Below are 14,605 nucleotides of genomic sequence, written 5' to 3'. Positions count from 1 at the left end.
AGCGCACCGATGCCGCGCGCTCAACTCGCCAGCGCCGTCCTGAGCATCTTGGCAAGCTCGGATTTGCGGTAGGGCTTGGCCAGCAGCAGCACGCCGGAATCGAGCCGGCCGTGATGGACGATGGCGTTCTCGGTGTAGCCCGAGGTGAACAGCGTCTTCAGGTCGGGACGCCGCCGCACCGCCTCGTCCGCGAGCTGGCGGCCGTTCATATGGCCGGGCATGATGATGTCGGTGAAGAGCAGGTCGATGCCCTTGTCGGCATCGATGATGGTGAGGGCTTCAGCGGCGTTGGCGGCTTCGAGCGCGGCATAGCCGAGGCTCTTGATCTGGGTCACGACATATTGGCGCACCAGCGCGTCGTCCTCGACGATCAGGATCTTCTCGTCGCCGCCGGCGATGGGCACGTTCTGGAGCGACTCGTACTCGCTCTCCTGCACGCCGCTCGAACGCGGCAGGTAGATCTTCACGCTCGTGCCGTGGCCTTCCTCGCTGTAGATCTTGATGTGGCCGCCGGACTGCTTGACGAAGCCGAACACCATGCTGAGCCCGAGCCCGGTGCCCTTGCCGACCTCCTTGGTGGTGAAGAACGGGTCGAACACCCGCTCCATCAGGTCCGGTGGAATGCCGGTGCCGGTGTCGCTGACCGCGATCATCACATAGCTGCCGGCGACGACGTCGGGATTCATGCTGGCATAGCCGTCGTCGAGGAAGATGTTGCGGGTCTCCAGCACCAATGTGCCGCCGTCCGGCATGGCGTCGCGCGCGTTCAGCGCGAGATTGAGGATCGCGGTGGAAAGCTGGCCCGGGTCGACCAGCGCCGGCCACGCATCCTCGGTGAGCTGCGGCATTATGGTGATCTGCTCGCCGAGGGTCGGGTGCAGCAGCTTGGCGGCCTCGAGCGCCAGCGCATTGACGTCGATCTCGCGCGGCTGGAGCGGCTGCTTGCGGGCAAAGGCGAGCAGGTGCTTGGTCAGTTGCGCGCCGCGCTCGGCGGCGTCGTCGATCAGCTTGGTGATGGCGGCGAGCTCGGGACGGTCGGCCACCGCGTCCGCGAGGATGCCAATTGTGCCGGTGATGACGGTCAGCACGTTGTTGAAATCGTGGGCGACGCCGCCGGTCAGCTGGCCGATGGAGTCCATTTTCTGGACCTGCCTGAGCTGGGCCTCCGCGGCCTGCTTCTCGGTGAGGTCGCGGCCGATGAAGAAATGACGCTTCACCGGCTCCGACCAGGTGCCCATCCAGTTCAGCGTCACCTCGTGACCGTCGTAGTGGTAGTAGCGCGCCTCGAAGCTGCGCTTGACCGCGCCACGCCGCGCCGCGCGCATCTCGCTGCGGGTGTTGTCGAGGTCATCGGGGTGAATGAACTCGATGGCGCTGTGCCCGATCATGTCCTCCGGCTTGTACCCCAGGATGTCCTTCACGCTCGGGCTGATCTGGATGAAATTGCCGTAACCGTCGGTCACGAGGATCAGGTCCTGCGAGGTCTCGAAGATGCGCTGGCGCTCCTCGATCTCGCGGTTGAGGGCGGATTCCGCCCGCTTCCGCTCGGTGATGTCGCGGGCGACCTTGGAGGCGCCGATGATCTTGCCGTCGGTCGATCGCAACGGGACCTGGCTCAGCAGGACGTCGATCGGCTGGCCGCTCTTGTGCAGCCGCACGGTCTCGTGCTGGTCGATGACCTCGCCATTGCGGGTGCGGGCCAGCATTTCGGCGACTTCCTCGCGCTGCCCCTCGGGCATAATGATATCGACCTGGCGGCCGATCGCCTCGCTGGCGGAGTAGCCGAAGACGCGCTCGGCCGCCTTGTTCCAGGACGTGATGGTGCCGTCGAGTGACTTCGTGATGATGGCGTCGTTGGAGGACTCGACGACGGCGCTGAACAGCCGCTCGCGCTCGGCATAATAGTTCCGCTCCGAGCTCGACTGCCGCTGTAGCGCGCCGACCATGCCTGCCGTGTTCGCCTGGAGGCGCACGTTCTCGATCAGCAGCACCGCGAGCACGAAACTCGACGCAAAGAGGCCGTAGAGCCGGCCGGTGTAGAAGCCGAGGTCGAAACGCGCGACGTTGACGATCGCCGACAGCGCGATGTCGAACAGCCATGCGCACATCGTGACCATGAGCCAGACGTCGATCACCGTGTGCGGCTTGCGAAACCACAGCGTGACCAGCGCCGCGAAGCTCAGGGACCACACGAACGACACCACGCCGATCATGGTGGGGGTGTAGTGGCCGTCCTTGAGCAGGACCGGCAGCAGGCCGTGCTGCGCAGTCACCAGCCAGGCGAAGACGGTCATCGCGACGACCACGCCGGCGACGGAGAGAGCGATCGCGGGAGCCGCCGAGCCCGCGATCCTGTTGCCGCCGTTGCCGTCCTTGAGCCAGGCATAGGCCAGCACGAACAGCGGGAAACCGGCGTGCCAGATCATGTAGAGCCAGACGGTGGTCTGCGAGCCTGCACCGAACAATCCGGCCGGAGCGAACAGCCCGGGGAAGGTGAGGGCGTGGGTCACCGCGGCGGCCGCCGTGAACAGATAGCCGGTCGACAGCAGCAGCAGCGCGCGGCTGCGCAGGACGGCGAACTGCGACAGCAGCAAGACGGCGGTGATGATGTCGCTGACCGCGAGCGCCGACTGGTAGCTCGCCACGAAGGCCGGCACCTGTGCGAGCGGCAAGCCCGCAAACGGTACCGCCAGCGCGAACAGGATCGCGGAGATGCCGACGATCGCCAAGGCCGCCCTGCGATCGCTTCGCGTAGCCGGCAAGGTCGACAGGAATGTGCTTCGGTCGTTAGGCGCTAGCACGTCGATCTCTCGTAAGCCGGCATGATGACCTCCTACGTCAATCTCTTCCGGCCGGGAAGCCGCTACCCGCATGGTAGCCCGCTCCGGGCGCGCATCCTGACAGAAAGCGCATGCGACTCAACCGAAGGTTACAGCTTATTTAACTTGGGGTGGGACTTGGAATAGGTAGCTGGTAAGAGGTGATTTACCGGGACAGACCCATACTGCCTTGCCGGGCACTTGCGGTGAATTGAACCAAATAATGATACGTATCCGGGAGTTGTTCCCATGCGCCGTGTCCTCGTTGTCGACGACCAGAAGGAGGTCCGCGCCATGGTCGCGATCGTGCTTCGGGTCAACCGCTTTGACGTCGTCGAGGCCGAGAGCGGCGCAGCGGGCCTGAAAGCCTTCAGCGAGGGCGCTTTCGATGCCGCGATCGTCGATATTTTCCTGGCCGACACTAGCGGCGTCGACGTCATGGTGGCCATTCGCGAGCGAGTTCCCGGGTTCCCGATCGTCGCGGTCTCCGGCATGACCGCGCTGGATTTCATGGGCGAGGCGCCTGGTCTGGCCGACGTGGTATGCCTGCAAAAGCCATTTCGGCCGAACGCTCTCCTGCAAGCGCTCCACAAGGCCCAGGCTGCGGCGGGCGGCGAGCTCTCCGCAGCCGTGTGACCGCACGGCGAAAGAAAACGCCCCGGCGAACCGGGGCGTTGGATTGATCTGATTAAAAGGTCAGGCATCCTGTCTCAGGTGCCGTTGCCCTTGATCTCGGCGTAGCCGCCCTTGGCGTCCCATTTGTAGACGACATAGTCGAGCTGCTTGATGTCGCCCTTGGCGTCATACTCGATCGGGCCGATCACGGTGTCCCACTTGCCGGCCTTGATCGCCGCCATGACCTTCTTGGCGTCCGTGGTGCCGGCCTTCTTCGCCGCCTGCGACCAGACCTGCATCGCCGCGTAGGTGTAGAGCGTATAGCCCTCGGGGTCGATGTTCTTGGCCTTGAAGGCGTCGACGATCTTCTTCGCGGTCGGCTTGTTGCGCGGATCGGGGCCGAAGGTGAACAGCGTGCCTTCGCCGGCCGGACCGGTGATGGAGGCGTACTCCTTGTCGGCGAGCGCATCGCCGGCCATCAGGATCGTCTTGAGGCCCTGGTCACGCATCTGGCGCAGGATCAGGCCGCTCTCCTGATGATAGCCGCCGACATAGACGAGGTCGATGTTGTCGCGCTTCAGCCGCGAGACGATCGCGTTGAAGTCCTTGTCGCCCTTGTTGTAGGACTCGTACATCTTCTCGGTGATGCCGGCCTTGTTGAGCGCCTTCTTGGTCTCGTCGGCGAGACCCTTGCCGTAGGTGGTCTTGTCGTTGAGGATCGCGATGTTCTTGCCCTTGTAGTTCTTGGCGATGTACTGCGCCGCGACCAGGCCCTGCTGGTCGTCACGGCCGCAGACGCGCGCCACGTTCCAGAGTCCGCTGTCGGTGAACTTCGGATTGGTCGAGGCGGGGGTGATCTGGAGCACGTTGCCGTCGGCATAGGCTTCGGAGGCGGGGATCGACGACGACGAGCAATAGTGCCCGGCCACGAACGGGATTTTCGCGCCGGCGATCTTCTCGGCGATCGAGCGCGCCTGCTTCGGATCGCAGGCATCGTCCTCGACGTTGAGCGCGAGCTTCTTGCCGTTGACGCCGCCGGCGGCGTTGATGTCAGCCACGGCCATCTCGGCGCCGTTCTTCATCTGGCGGCCGAAGGCGGACTCTCCGCCGGTCATCGGGCCTGCGACTGCGACGGTGACATCCTGCGCGAACGCCGCGCTCGATAGCGCGATCGACGCGCCGAATGCCAGACCGATGAGCTTCAGTGATTTCATGAGATACCTCGCGGGTGGTCGTCTGTGGAAGTTGCCGGATACGCCCGGTCCAAACCGGCGCCATTCTCGAATGAATCTCGGGAGAAGTCACCGGCAAAATACGGGCATTGGCGGAGATATCTCGCCACATTCGGCCGCACGGGCTCCGCCGTCGGGCAGCCTCAGCCGTGCCGGCCGCCTTCCAGGTAGGCGGCGCGAATCTCGGGGCGCTGCAACAACTCGGCGCCGGTGCCGGCCAGCGTGATCAGGCCGTTGACCATGACGTAACCGCGATGGGCGAGCTTCAGCGCATGGTTGGCGTTCTGCTCGACGATCAGGACCGTCAGGCCGTCCTGGCGGTTCAGGGTGCGGATCGCATCGAAAATCTGTCGCGCGATCAGCGGCGCCAGCCCAAGCGAGGGCTCGTCGAGCAGCAGCAGGCGGGGGCGGCTCATCAGGGCGCGGCCGATTGCCAGCATCTGCTGCTCGCCGCCGGACAGCGTTCCACCGCGCTGGGCGTAGCGCTCCTTCAGCCGCGGGAACAGCGTGAACACGCGTTGCAGCGTGGCCTCGCGTTCGGCGTCGGTGCATCCGGTGGCATCCGCCCCCATCTGGAGGTTTTCCGCCACGCTCATGCGCGGGAAGATGCGGCGGCCTTCCGGCGATTGCGCGATGCGCAAACGGGCGATCTCATGGGTGGGAACGTCGGTGATGTCGCGGCCTTCGTACAGGATCTGGCCGGCGCGGGCGCGCGGCTTGCCGAAGATCGTCATCATCAGCGTCGACTTGCCGGCGCCGTTGGCGCCGATCAGCGCGACGATCTCGCCGGCGCTGATCTCGACATCGACGCCCTTCAGCGCCTCGATCTTGCCGTAGGCCGCGCGCAGGCCCCGGATCGAGAGCAGGGGAGTGGACGCCGACGTCACGACCCGCTCTCCATCACGGCCACGGCCACGGCCTCTTCCTCGTCGGTGCCAAGATAGGCGGCGATCACCTTGGGATCGTCGCGGATCTCGCGCGGAGAGCCTTCCGCGATCTTGACGCCATGGTCCATCACCACGATGTGGTCGGAGATCTCCATCACGACCGACATGTCGTGCTCGATCAGCAGGATCGAGGTGCCGAGCTCGTCGCGGATCGAGAGCAGGAGCTCGCTCAGGGCGGCGCTCTCGCGCGCGTTGAGACCCGCGGCGGGCTCGTCCAGGCACAATAGCGCGGGCTCGGTGCACATCGCGCGCGCGATCTCGAGCCGGCGCTGGTCGCCATAGGCGAAATTGCCGGCGGCATCGTCGGCGCGGTCGAGCAGATTGACCCGCTTCAGCCAGTCGGTGGCGAGGTCGATCGCGCGCTTTTCGGCGTCGCGGTAGCCGGGCGCGCCGATGAGGCCGAGAAGGGTGAAGCCGGAGGCGCGCATCAACGCGTTGTGCTGCGCCACCATCAGGTTTTCCAGCGCGGTCATGCCGGGAAACAGGCGGATGTTCTGGAAGGTGCGCGCCACCTTGGCCTGCTTGGCGATGCGGAAATCGTTCAGCCGCTCCAGCGCAATCACCTTGCCGTCGTCATGGGTGAGGCGAATGGCGCCGCCGCTCGGCTTGTAGAAGCCGGTGATGCAGTTGAACACGGTGGTCTTGCCGGCGCCGTTCGGTCCGATCAGCGCGGTGATCTTCTTCCGCTCGGCAGCGAATGAAAGATCCTGCACGGCGACGATGCCGCCGAAGCGCATGGTCAGCCGGTCCACACCGAGAATCTTGTCGCCACTCATCCGTGACCTTCCTTGACGAGGTCGGAGGAGATCGCCTGCGCCTTGGTCAGATACACGGTCGGCGCGCGATGGCCGATCAGGCCGCGCGGCCGCCAGATCATGATCAGCACCATGGCCATGCCGAACACCAGCATGCGGTAGGTCTCGAGGCCGCGGAACAGCTCGAAGCCGCCGATCATGGCAAGCGCGGCGAGCGCGACGCCGAGCTGCGAGCCCATGCCGCCGAGCACGACGATGGCGAGCACCAGCGCCGATTCCTGGAAGGTGAAGGATTCCGGACTGATGAAGCCCTGGCGCGTCGCGAAGAACGCACCGGCAAAGCCGCCGAACATGGCGCCGGTCGCGAACGCCGTGAGCTTGGTGGTCGTGGTGTTGATGCCGAGCGCGCGGCAGGCGACCTCGTCCTCGCGCAAGGCCTCCCAGGCGCGGCCGATCGGCAGGCGGCGCAGCCGGATCGTCACCCAGTTGGTGAGCAGCGCGAGCGCCAGGATCAGGTAGAACAGGAAGACGATGCGGTGGGTCGGCGAATATTCGATGCCGAGCCTGGCGGCGAGCCCGTTGTCGCTGTTGTCCAGCGGGATGCCGAAGAACGAGGGGCGGGGAATGCTGGAGACGCCGTTGGGGCCGCCGGTGAGGCTCTGCCAGTTGATGATGACGAGGCGGATGATCTCGCCGAAGGCGAGCGTCACGATGGCGAGATAGTCGCCGCGCAGGCGCAGCACGGGGAAGCCGAGCAGCACGCCCCAGAACGCGGCGAGGATGCCGGCAAGCGGCAGGCAGACCCAGAACGACCAGCCGAAATTGGTGGCAAGCAGCGCGTAGGAATAGGCGCCCACCGCGTAGAAGGCGACGTAGCCGAGATCGAGCAGGCCGGCGAGCCCGACCACGACGTTCAGCCCCCAGCCCAGCATCACATAGGTGAGCACGAGGATCGCGAGATCGAGGATATAGCGCTGGTCATAGAAGATCACCGGCACAAGCACCGTGAAGATCAGAAGAGCGGGCGCCAGGTAGCGGCCCAGAAACGACATGCCGCTGCGTACAGCCGGTGGCACCAGCTTGTCGGTGCCGCTGGGACCAATCCACTGTCGCAAAAGCCCGAGCACGATCGAGCCGCCGAACACGGCGGCAACGAGGGAGGCGACCTCGCCGAAGCGGGTCCAATAGGTGAGCTGGCCGTCGGAACCCGCTTCGGTGCGGACGCCGACCATCAGCGAGAACAGCACCAGCGCGATCAGGGCGTTGACGAAGGCCGTCTTCAGCAGAGCGGGGATGTCCGTTGCAGGTTTGGCCGTATTGCTCGAGAGAACTGTCACGCGGCGACCGTCAGACTTTTTCGACTTCGGGACGGCCGAGCAGGCCGGTCGGCATGAAGATCAGCACGACGATCAGGATCGAGAACGCCGCGACGTCCTTGTACTCGACCGAGAAATAGGCCGACCAGAACGTCTCGATCAGGCCGATCGCGAGACCGCCCAGCATGGCGCCAGGCAGCGAGCCGATGCCGCCGAGCACGGCCGCGGTGAACGCCTTGATGCCGGCGACGAAGCCCATGAAGAAATCCACAAGGCCGTAATAGAGCAGGTACATCAGGCCCGCGACTGCAGCGAGTGCGGCGCCGATCACGAAGGTCATGGAGATGGTGCGGTCGACGTTGACGCCGAGCAGCGCCGCCATGGTCTGGTCCTGCTCGCAGGCGCGCATGTCGCGGCCAAGCCGGGTGCGCGACACCAGCCAGGTGAAGATCCCAAGCAGCACGATGGTGGTGAGAACCACCATGATCTGGATGTTGGAGAGCTGGATCACAAAGCCGTCCGCGCTTTCGTGCAGCGTATAGCCGCCGGTGATGAAGGGCGGAATCGGCTTGACGCGCGCTCCCTGCGCCACCTGCGAGTAATTCGTCAGCACGAAGGACATGCCGATCGCCGACAGCATCGGGGCGAGGCGGAACGAATGACGCAGGGGCCGGTAGGCAATGCGCTCGATGGTCCAGCCATAGAGCGCGGTGATCGCCATCGACACCAGCAGCACCACCAGCAGGATCACCGGGATCGCGGTCAGGCCGAGCGAGATCAGGATCAGGAAGGTGATCAGGGCGATGAAGCCGCCGATCATGAAGACATCGCCATGGGCGAAATTGATCATGCCGACGATGCCGTAGACCATCGTATAGCCGATGGCGATCAGGCCGTAGATCGAGCCCAGAACGAGACCGTTGATGAGCTGCTGGGCGAAATAATCCATGGGCTGCCGTTACCACCTGACGCGGCTCAAAGGGAGCTCTTCGAGAGAGAGTTTCTGCGAATTTCTTCTCGGGCCCCGGCAGCCCCTAAGCATTCTTCCCGTTTTGTAACAGGAGGGAACTGGCGGCTGCAACTGGCCATGCCTCGGCACAAAGGCTTGTACAGTGGTCATTTCGTTACGGACGTCATTTCGGTTCCGCAGGTGCGAGGAACCGGGTTCCGCAGAGCAACCAAACTGAATCCCGGCCGTTGTCTCTCCTCTGAGGTCCAACAAGGGAGTTCCCCCGAATGTCGAAGCAGCAAGATCAGAATCCGGGCCAGCAGACTCAGAACCCCGGCCAGAAACCCGGGCAGCAGCAGGGTGGCGGGCAGAAACCCGGACAGCAGCAGCAGGATCCGCAGCGCCAGGGCGAGAAGCCCGGCCAGCAACAGGGCGGCCGGCACGGTCAGGACAAGTAGTTTCGGAGCCAGGAGTGAAGAGGGCCCCGCCGGGAGGCGGGGCTTTTTCCTTGGGCGCGCCGCCCGGCGGGCCGGTTAAGGTAAACAAAGGGTTTAAATTGCCGCCATGGTCTGATGCGAGTTAGCTCCTCGGCAAAGCCTTCCCATGGAAGGCGCGCGGCGAGCGAAGCGGGAAGCGGCATGTTCAGGAATTGGCGGATCGGTTCGGTCAACGGCGCCCTGCTGGCGGCCTATTTCATCCCGGCCTGGACGCTCGTGGCCTTCAACATCATGGTGGCACCGGTGCACGGCCTTTACGAGCGGCCGAGTGTCGCGGTGGCGCTGTTCCTCAGTGATCATCTTCAGATGGCGGGGATGAGCACGGTGCGCGCCGCCTGGCTGCTGGCGCTGGGTCGGCTGACGGTGGTGGCGTTCTTTGCCATCTATCTCGCGCTTCTGTGCATTCCCCGCGTCCGCAAGAATGGCGGCAGCGACGAGGCGCTCGGCATTGCGCTTGCGATCGGCAGCCTCATTTCGTTTACGAGCATGTTGATGGCCTCGAAGGTCGGCGAGCTGGCCGCGCTCCGGCTGCATGCCACCGAGCTCCTGCTGCTGCTCGGCGCTGCCATCGTGGTGGTGATCGAGCGGCCCGCGCCGGCGCCCAAGGACGTTCGGGAGACCGTCGAGACCGCCGCGCCGCTAGCTCTTGAGCAGGCCGAGCTCCTGCACAATGGCTGAGGCTTCCTTGACGGCGTGGTTCGCCGCCGGCACGCCGCAATAGATTGCCTGCTGAAGCAGGATTTCCTTGATGTCGTCGGGGGTGAAGCCGCCCTCGGCGAGTGCCGCGCGCACATGCAGGCGGAATTCGTCCCATTGCCCCAGCGCGACCATGGTGCCGATCACGAGCACGCGCCGCGTGCGCTCGTCGAAATGCGGTCGCGTCCAGATCTCGCCCCAGGCGTAGCGCGTGATCATGTCCTGGAAGTCGGTGTTGAAGGCATTGCGGTTTGCGATCGACTTGTCGACCCAGGCATTGCCCAGCACTTTGCGGCGCACGTTCATGCCGGCATCGCGGCGCTTCTGGTCGTCCATGTTTTTTCCTCCTCTCCGTCATTGCGAGCGTAGCGAAGCAATCCAGTATCCCTCCGCGGCGATAGTCTGGATTGCTTCGTCGCTACGCTCCTCGCAATGACGGCCGTGGTTAGCGCTGGGTCAAAAAGCCGACCACCGCGTCGGTGAACGCGTGCGGCTGCTCGACATTGGAAATGTGCGCGGCGTCGATGATGGTCATGCTGGCGCCGGGAATGTTGGAGCGGATCAATTCGCCCGCCGAGATCGGCGTCGCCATGTCGTGGCGGCCGGCGATCACCAGCGTCGGGCTCTTGATCTTGGCGAGCATCTCGCGCTGGTCGAGCGTCGACAGCGCCTCGCAGCAGGCGAGATAGCCTTCGACGGGGGAAGCGAGCAGCATCGACTTCATCTTCGCCGTGATCTGCGGCTCGCGCTCGCGGAAATCCTGGGTCAGCCAGCCCGCGATCACGGCATCGGCCACCGCGGCGATGCCGCCCTTCTTCACCGCGTCGATGCGCTCCAGCCATTTGGTCGGCTCGGCGTAGTAGCAGGAGGTGTTGGCGAGGATGAGCTTGCCGAAGCGCTCCGGCGCATTGGCCCCTAGCCACTGCCCGACCATGCCGCCCATCGACAGGCCGCACCAATGCACCTTCTCGATGTTGAGATCGTCGAGGATCGCCAGCACGTCGCGGCCGAAGCGCTCCATCGTATAGGGGGCGGGCGGAACGCTGGACTTGCCGTGGCCGCGGCGGTCGTAGCGGATGACGCGGAACACCTGCGTCAACGCCTTCATCTGCGGCTCCCACATCTGCAACGTGCAGCCGAGCGAATTGGACAGCATCAGCGTCGGCCCGCCGTCGCGGCCCTCGACAGAGACGCTGATCAGGCAACCGTCGGCATCGATCATGGGCATGCTGGGCGTCTCCGTTCTGGAGCATGATCCGGAAAAGTGTGGAGCGGTTTTCCGAAAAAGATCATGCTCAAACAATTAATCTCGCTCGAGGCTGTCGAGCAGCCGGTCGATCAGGGCTTGGGAAGCCCCTTGATAGGCCATCGGCTCGAACAATGCCGCAATTTTTTCCTGCGAAAGATGCGCGGTCACCTGCGAATCGGCCGCGAGAACCTCGCGCAGGTGCTTCTTCTCGGCGACCGCGCGCTTGCTCGCGGCCTCGATCAAATGATGCGCATCGCTCTTGCCGATCTTGTCGGCCAGCGCAAACGTAACGGCTTCCGCCATGATGAGCCCATGCGTCGTATCGAGATTGCTGCGCATGCGCGCGGCATCGACGTCGAGGCCCTCGGCGATGTCGACGATGGCGGCGAGCGCGCCCGAGGCGACCAGCATCAATTGCGGCAGCGTCGGCCATTCCGCGTGCCAGGGGCCGGCGCTGCGCTCATGGTCCTGCACCTGGGCTGCAAAGATCGTCGCGGCGAGTTGCGGCGCCATGGTTGCGCAGCCCAGCGCGCTCGCGGCCGCGACCGGGTTGCGCTTGTGCGGCATGGTCGAGGAGCCGCCGCGGCCTTCGCCGGCGGGCTCGAACGCCTCGCCAACATCGGTCTGCATCATCAGCGAGACGTCGCGCGCGATCTTGCCGCAGCTTCCGGCGAGAATCGCAAAGCATGATGCGGCTTCGGCGATCCTGTCGCGATGGGTGTGCCAGGGCGCTTCCGGCAGCGGCAGGTTGAGCTCCTGCGCTAATCGCTCTGCAACGATGAGCCCCTTGTCGCCGAGGGCCGCGAGCGTGCCGGCCGCGCCGCCGAATTGCAGCGCAAGACCCTCGCGGGAGAGCCGCCGCAGGCGGCAGCGGGCGCGGGCGAGGCTTGATGCGTATTCCGCGGCCTTGAGCCCGAACGGCATCGGCAGCGCGTGCTGGAGCCAGGTCCGCGCCACCATGGCGGTGTTGCGATGGCTCCGCGCCAGGGCGGCAAAGCCCTTGATGGCGCGGCTGAGATCGGCATCGAGTGCGTCGATGCCGGCGCGAAGCGTCAGCATGGTCGCGGTGTCGATGACATCCTGGCTCGTCGCGCCCCAATGGACGTAGCGGGCGGCCTCCGCATCGGCCTTGCCGACATTGGCCGTGAGCGCTTTGACCAGGGGAATCGCGAGATTGCCGGATCGCGTCGCGGCCTCGCCCAGAGCGGCCATGTCAAAGCTATCAGCCTTGCATGCGGCTTCGATCGGGCCCACCGCGGATGCGGAAATCACATCCGTGGCGGCCTCGGCGCGTGCCAGGGCTGCCTCGAAATCGAGCATGTTCTGGAGGGTCGACCGGTCGTCGCAGACCGCGCGCATGGCTGGGCTCGACAGCATCGGCGCGAGCAGGGGGGAGAGGGCTGTGCTCATGTTGCGCGGGACCTAATCACCATGCCCCGGCTCTGCCAATCCCAAACCATCACCGCAAAGCTTTTTGCAGTTGCGAATATGCATTGCACGTGGCCGGGGGCTGCCCTTTCCTTTGCGGCCTCCGTGCGTTACTTGAGCAGCATTATAGCGAAGCATCCGGGAGGTACCCCATGGCCATGACGATGAACGGCGAAGTCCAGCTTGCGGCGCCGCGCGAGGCCGTGTGGGAGAAGCTCAACAATCCCGAGGTGCTGAAGGCCTGCATCCCCGGCTGCGAGGAGCTGGAGAAGACCGACGACGGCGGCTTTCGCGCGACGGCGAAAATGAAGGTCGGGCCGGTGTCGGCGCGCTTCAAGGGCAAGGTCACACTCTCCGATCTCGACCCGCCGAACGGCTACAAGATCTCCGGCGAAGGCGAGGGCGGGGTGGCCGGCTTCGCCAAGGGCGGCGCCGTGGTCAAGCTCGCGGAGCAGGACGGCGGTACGCTGCTCTCCTACGAGGTCGAGGCGCAGATCGGCGGCAAGTTGGCGCAGCTCGGCCAGCGCCTCATCAACGGCACCGCCAAGAAACTGGCCGACGAATTTTTCGCGAACTTCGCCAATGCGGTACAGGGCTGAAGGCTATCGCCTTTCGGCATGGCGCCTTGCGTCCGGGGCGATGTTGCCCCCGGGCATAATGGCCCATATGATGGGTTGGAATAATTATAAGAACCGCTTCGACGGGACCCGTCGGGGCGCTGATAGAGAGTGCTTATGGCAAAAATCTCCCTCATCGTGAACGGCAATCCTGTCACGGCCAACGTCGATCCCCGCACCCTTCTGGTGCAGTTCCTGCGCGAGAATCTGCGCCTGACCGGCACCCATGTCGGCTGCGACACCTCGCAGTGCGGCGCCTGTGTCGTGCATCTCGACGGCAAGGCCGTGAAGTCCTGCACCACGCTGGCCGTGATGGCCGACGGCCACGAGGTCAAGACGATCGAGGGACTGGCCGCCGACGGCGCTCCGCTGCATCCGATGCAGGAGGCCTTCCGCGAGCACCATGGCCTGCAGTGCGGCTTCTGCACGCCGGGCATGATCATGACGGCGATCGACATCGTCCATCGCAAGGGCCACGAGCTCGACGACCACACCATCCGCGAGGAGCTGGAAGGCAATCTCTGCCGCTGCACCGGCTACCAGAACATCGTCGCTTCGATCTCCGCCGGCGCCAAGGCGATGGCGAAATCCGATCTCGCCTAACCGCGCGCGCATTCTGCGATCAGGACATTCAGATGTACGAATTCAAATACCATCGCCCTGGGACCGTTCGCCAGGCGGCCAACCTCCTGGTGAAGAACGAAGACGCCAAGGTGATCGCCGGCGGCCACACGCTGATTCCCGTCATGAAGCAGCGTCTCGCGAGCCCGCCCCATCTGGTCGACCTCTCCCATATCGAGGGGCTCAACACGATCGAGATGAAGGGCCGCGCGCTCGTGATCGGCGCCACCGCCAGGCATGCCGAGGTCGCAAGCTCTGCGATCGTCGGTGAGGCGATCCCGGCGCTGGCCGATCTTGCCGGCCAGATCGGCGACCCCGCCGTGCGCCATAAGGGCACGATCGGCGGCTCGCTCGCCAACAACGATCCGACCGCGGACTATCCGGCCGCGGTGCTCGCGCTCGGCGCCACCATCGTCACCAACAAGCGCCGCCTCAAGGCGGAAGAGTATTTCCAGGGCCTGTTCACGACGGCGCTCGAAGCCGACGAGATCATCACCAAAGTGATGTTCCCGCTGCCGAAGAAGGCGGCCTACATCAAGTTCCGCAACCAGGCCTCGCGCTATGCGCTGGTCGGCGTATTCGTGGCGCGGCGTCCTTCGGACGTGCGCGTTGCCGTCACCGGTGCTGGCTCCGAAGGCGTGTTCCGCGCCACCGCGTTCGAGGAAGCTCTGAAGAAGCGCTTCGCCGCGAAGGCGCTCGACGGCATCGAGGTGCCGGCGGAAGGCCTCAACAGCGACATCCACGGCAGCGCCGAATACCGTGCGCATCTCATCGGGGTGCTGACGCGGCGCGCCCTCGACGCCGCCAACGCCAAGGAGTGAGTGAACCTCACGCCTCGGCCCAAACTTGTCCCCGGTGAGGGCG

15 protein-coding genes are annotated in these 14,605 nt (G+C 65.1%); 6 read left to right on the top strand and 9 right to left on the bottom strand.

Going from position 1 to position 14,605, the window contains the following annotated elements:
* Nucleotides 1-20: 20 nt before the first annotated feature.
* Nucleotides 21-2,873, bottom strand: coding sequence for a PAS domain S-box protein (locus tag QJT78_RS07055; RefSeq protein WP_049807406.1), 2,853 nt, complete (start codon nt 2,871-2,873; stop codon nt 21-23).
* Nucleotides 2,874-3,068: 195 nt separating this feature from the next.
* Between QJT78_RS07055 and QJT78_RS07050 the strand changes: the two genes are divergently transcribed.
* Entirely contained in the window at nt 3,069-3,455 is a 387-nt protein-coding gene (locus QJT78_RS07050; RefSeq protein ID WP_038941985.1) for a response regulator, read from the top strand.
* A 74-nt stretch (nt 3,456-3,529) separates the two neighbouring features.
* On the opposite strand, the gene QJT78_RS07045 is transcribed toward QJT78_RS07050, so the two are convergent.
* The 5 genes from QJT78_RS07045 to QJT78_RS07025 form a co-directional block, all read right to left on the bottom strand.
* Nucleotides 3,530-4,648, bottom strand: coding sequence for a branched-chain amino acid ABC transporter substrate-binding protein (locus QJT78_RS07045; RefSeq protein ID WP_028147453.1), 1,119 nt, complete (start codon nt 4,646-4,648; stop codon nt 3,530-3,532).
* A 161-nt stretch (nt 4,649-4,809) separates the two neighbouring features.
* Complete coding sequence (locus tag QJT78_RS07040; protein ID WP_028147452.1) at nt 4,810-5,553, bottom strand: ABC transporter ATP-binding protein; 744 nt, start codon at nt 5,551-5,553, stop codon at nt 4,810-4,812.
* On the bottom strand, nt 5,550-6,389 hold the full coding sequence (locus QJT78_RS07035; protein WP_038941984.1) for an ATP-binding cassette domain-containing protein: 840 nt from the start codon (nt 6,387-6,389) through the stop codon (nt 5,550-5,552). The genes QJT78_RS07040 and QJT78_RS07035 overlap by 4 nt, the downstream gene beginning before the upstream one ends.
* Complete coding sequence (gene livM, locus QJT78_RS07030; protein ID WP_028147450.1) at nt 6,386-7,705, bottom strand: high-affinity branched-chain amino acid ABC transporter permease LivM; 1,320 nt, start codon at nt 7,703-7,705, stop codon at nt 6,386-6,388. Before livM ends, QJT78_RS07035 begins: the two co-directional genes overlap by 4 nt.
* A 10-nt stretch (nt 7,706-7,715) precedes the next feature.
* Nucleotides 7,716-8,633, bottom strand: a complete 918-nt coding sequence (locus QJT78_RS07025; RefSeq protein WP_028147449.1) for a branched-chain amino acid ABC transporter permease — start codon at nt 8,631-8,633, stop codon at nt 7,716-7,718.
* Nucleotides 8,634-8,920: 287 nt separating this feature from the next.
* Between QJT78_RS07025 and QJT78_RS07020 the strand changes: the two genes are divergently transcribed.
* Both QJT78_RS07020 and QJT78_RS07015 read left to right on the top strand, forming a co-directional pair.
* Nucleotides 8,921-9,091 (top strand): hypothetical protein, encoded by a 171-nt coding sequence (locus tag QJT78_RS07020; protein WP_193376118.1) that lies wholly within the window; start codon nt 8,921-8,923, stop codon nt 9,089-9,091.
* Nucleotides 9,092-9,271: 180 nt separating this feature from the next.
* The gene (locus QJT78_RS07015; RefSeq protein ID WP_028147448.1) at nt 9,272-9,808 is read left to right on the top strand and encodes a hypothetical protein; all 537 of its coding nucleotides are present in this window, start codon (nt 9,272-9,274) and stop codon (nt 9,806-9,808) included.
* On the opposite strand, the gene QJT78_RS07010 is transcribed toward QJT78_RS07015, so the two are convergent.
* The 3 genes from QJT78_RS07010 to QJT78_RS07000 all read right to left on the bottom strand — a co-directional run bounded on the left by QJT78_RS07010 (nt 9,770) and on the right by QJT78_RS07000 (nt 12,485).
* Nucleotides 9,770-10,162 (bottom strand): carboxymuconolactone decarboxylase family protein, encoded by a 393-nt coding sequence (locus QJT78_RS07010; protein ID WP_014494190.1) that lies wholly within the window; start codon nt 10,160-10,162, stop codon nt 9,770-9,772. The two genes, QJT78_RS07015 and QJT78_RS07010, sit on opposite strands and share 39 nt — an antisense overlap.
* A 109-nt stretch (nt 10,163-10,271) precedes the next feature.
* Nucleotides 10,272-11,054, bottom strand: coding sequence for a 3-oxoadipate enol-lactonase (pcaD, locus tag QJT78_RS07005; RefSeq protein ID WP_038941983.1), 783 nt, complete (start codon nt 11,052-11,054; stop codon nt 10,272-10,274).
* 75 nt (nt 11,055-11,129) lie between these two features.
* Entirely contained in the window at nt 11,130-12,485 is a 1,356-nt protein-coding gene (locus QJT78_RS07000) for a 3-carboxy-cis,cis-muconate cycloisomerase (RefSeq protein ID WP_028147446.1), read from the bottom strand.
* A gap of 170 nt (nt 12,486-12,655) precedes the next feature.
* On the opposite strand from QJT78_RS07000, the gene QJT78_RS06995 reads away from it, so the two are divergent.
* The 3 genes from QJT78_RS06995 to QJT78_RS06985 all read left to right on the top strand — a co-directional run bounded on the left by QJT78_RS06995 (nt 12,656) and on the right by QJT78_RS06985 (nt 14,562).
* Complete coding sequence (locus tag QJT78_RS06995; protein WP_038941982.1) at nt 12,656-13,102, top strand: carbon monoxide dehydrogenase subunit G; 447 nt, start codon at nt 12,656-12,658, stop codon at nt 13,100-13,102.
* Nucleotides 13,103-13,237: 135 nt separating this feature from the next.
* The gene (locus tag QJT78_RS06990; protein ID WP_014494194.1) at nt 13,238-13,723 is read left to right on the top strand and encodes a (2Fe-2S)-binding protein; all 486 of its coding nucleotides are present in this window, start codon (nt 13,238-13,240) and stop codon (nt 13,721-13,723) included.
* Nucleotides 13,724-13,755: 32 nt separating this feature from the next.
* Nucleotides 13,756-14,562 (top strand): xanthine dehydrogenase family protein subunit M, encoded by an 807-nt coding sequence (locus QJT78_RS06985; protein ID WP_038941981.1) that lies wholly within the window; start codon nt 13,756-13,758, stop codon nt 14,560-14,562.
* Nucleotides 14,563-14,605: the final 43 nt, after the last annotated feature.

The organism is Bradyrhizobium sp. Mp27, assembly GCF_029953005.1.
Taxonomy (GTDB): Bacteria; Pseudomonadota; Alphaproteobacteria; order Rhizobiales; family Xanthobacteraceae; genus Bradyrhizobium; species Bradyrhizobium barranii.
Note: the sequence above shows the minus strand (reverse complement) of the source record. Positions and strands in the feature narration are given on the sequence as shown.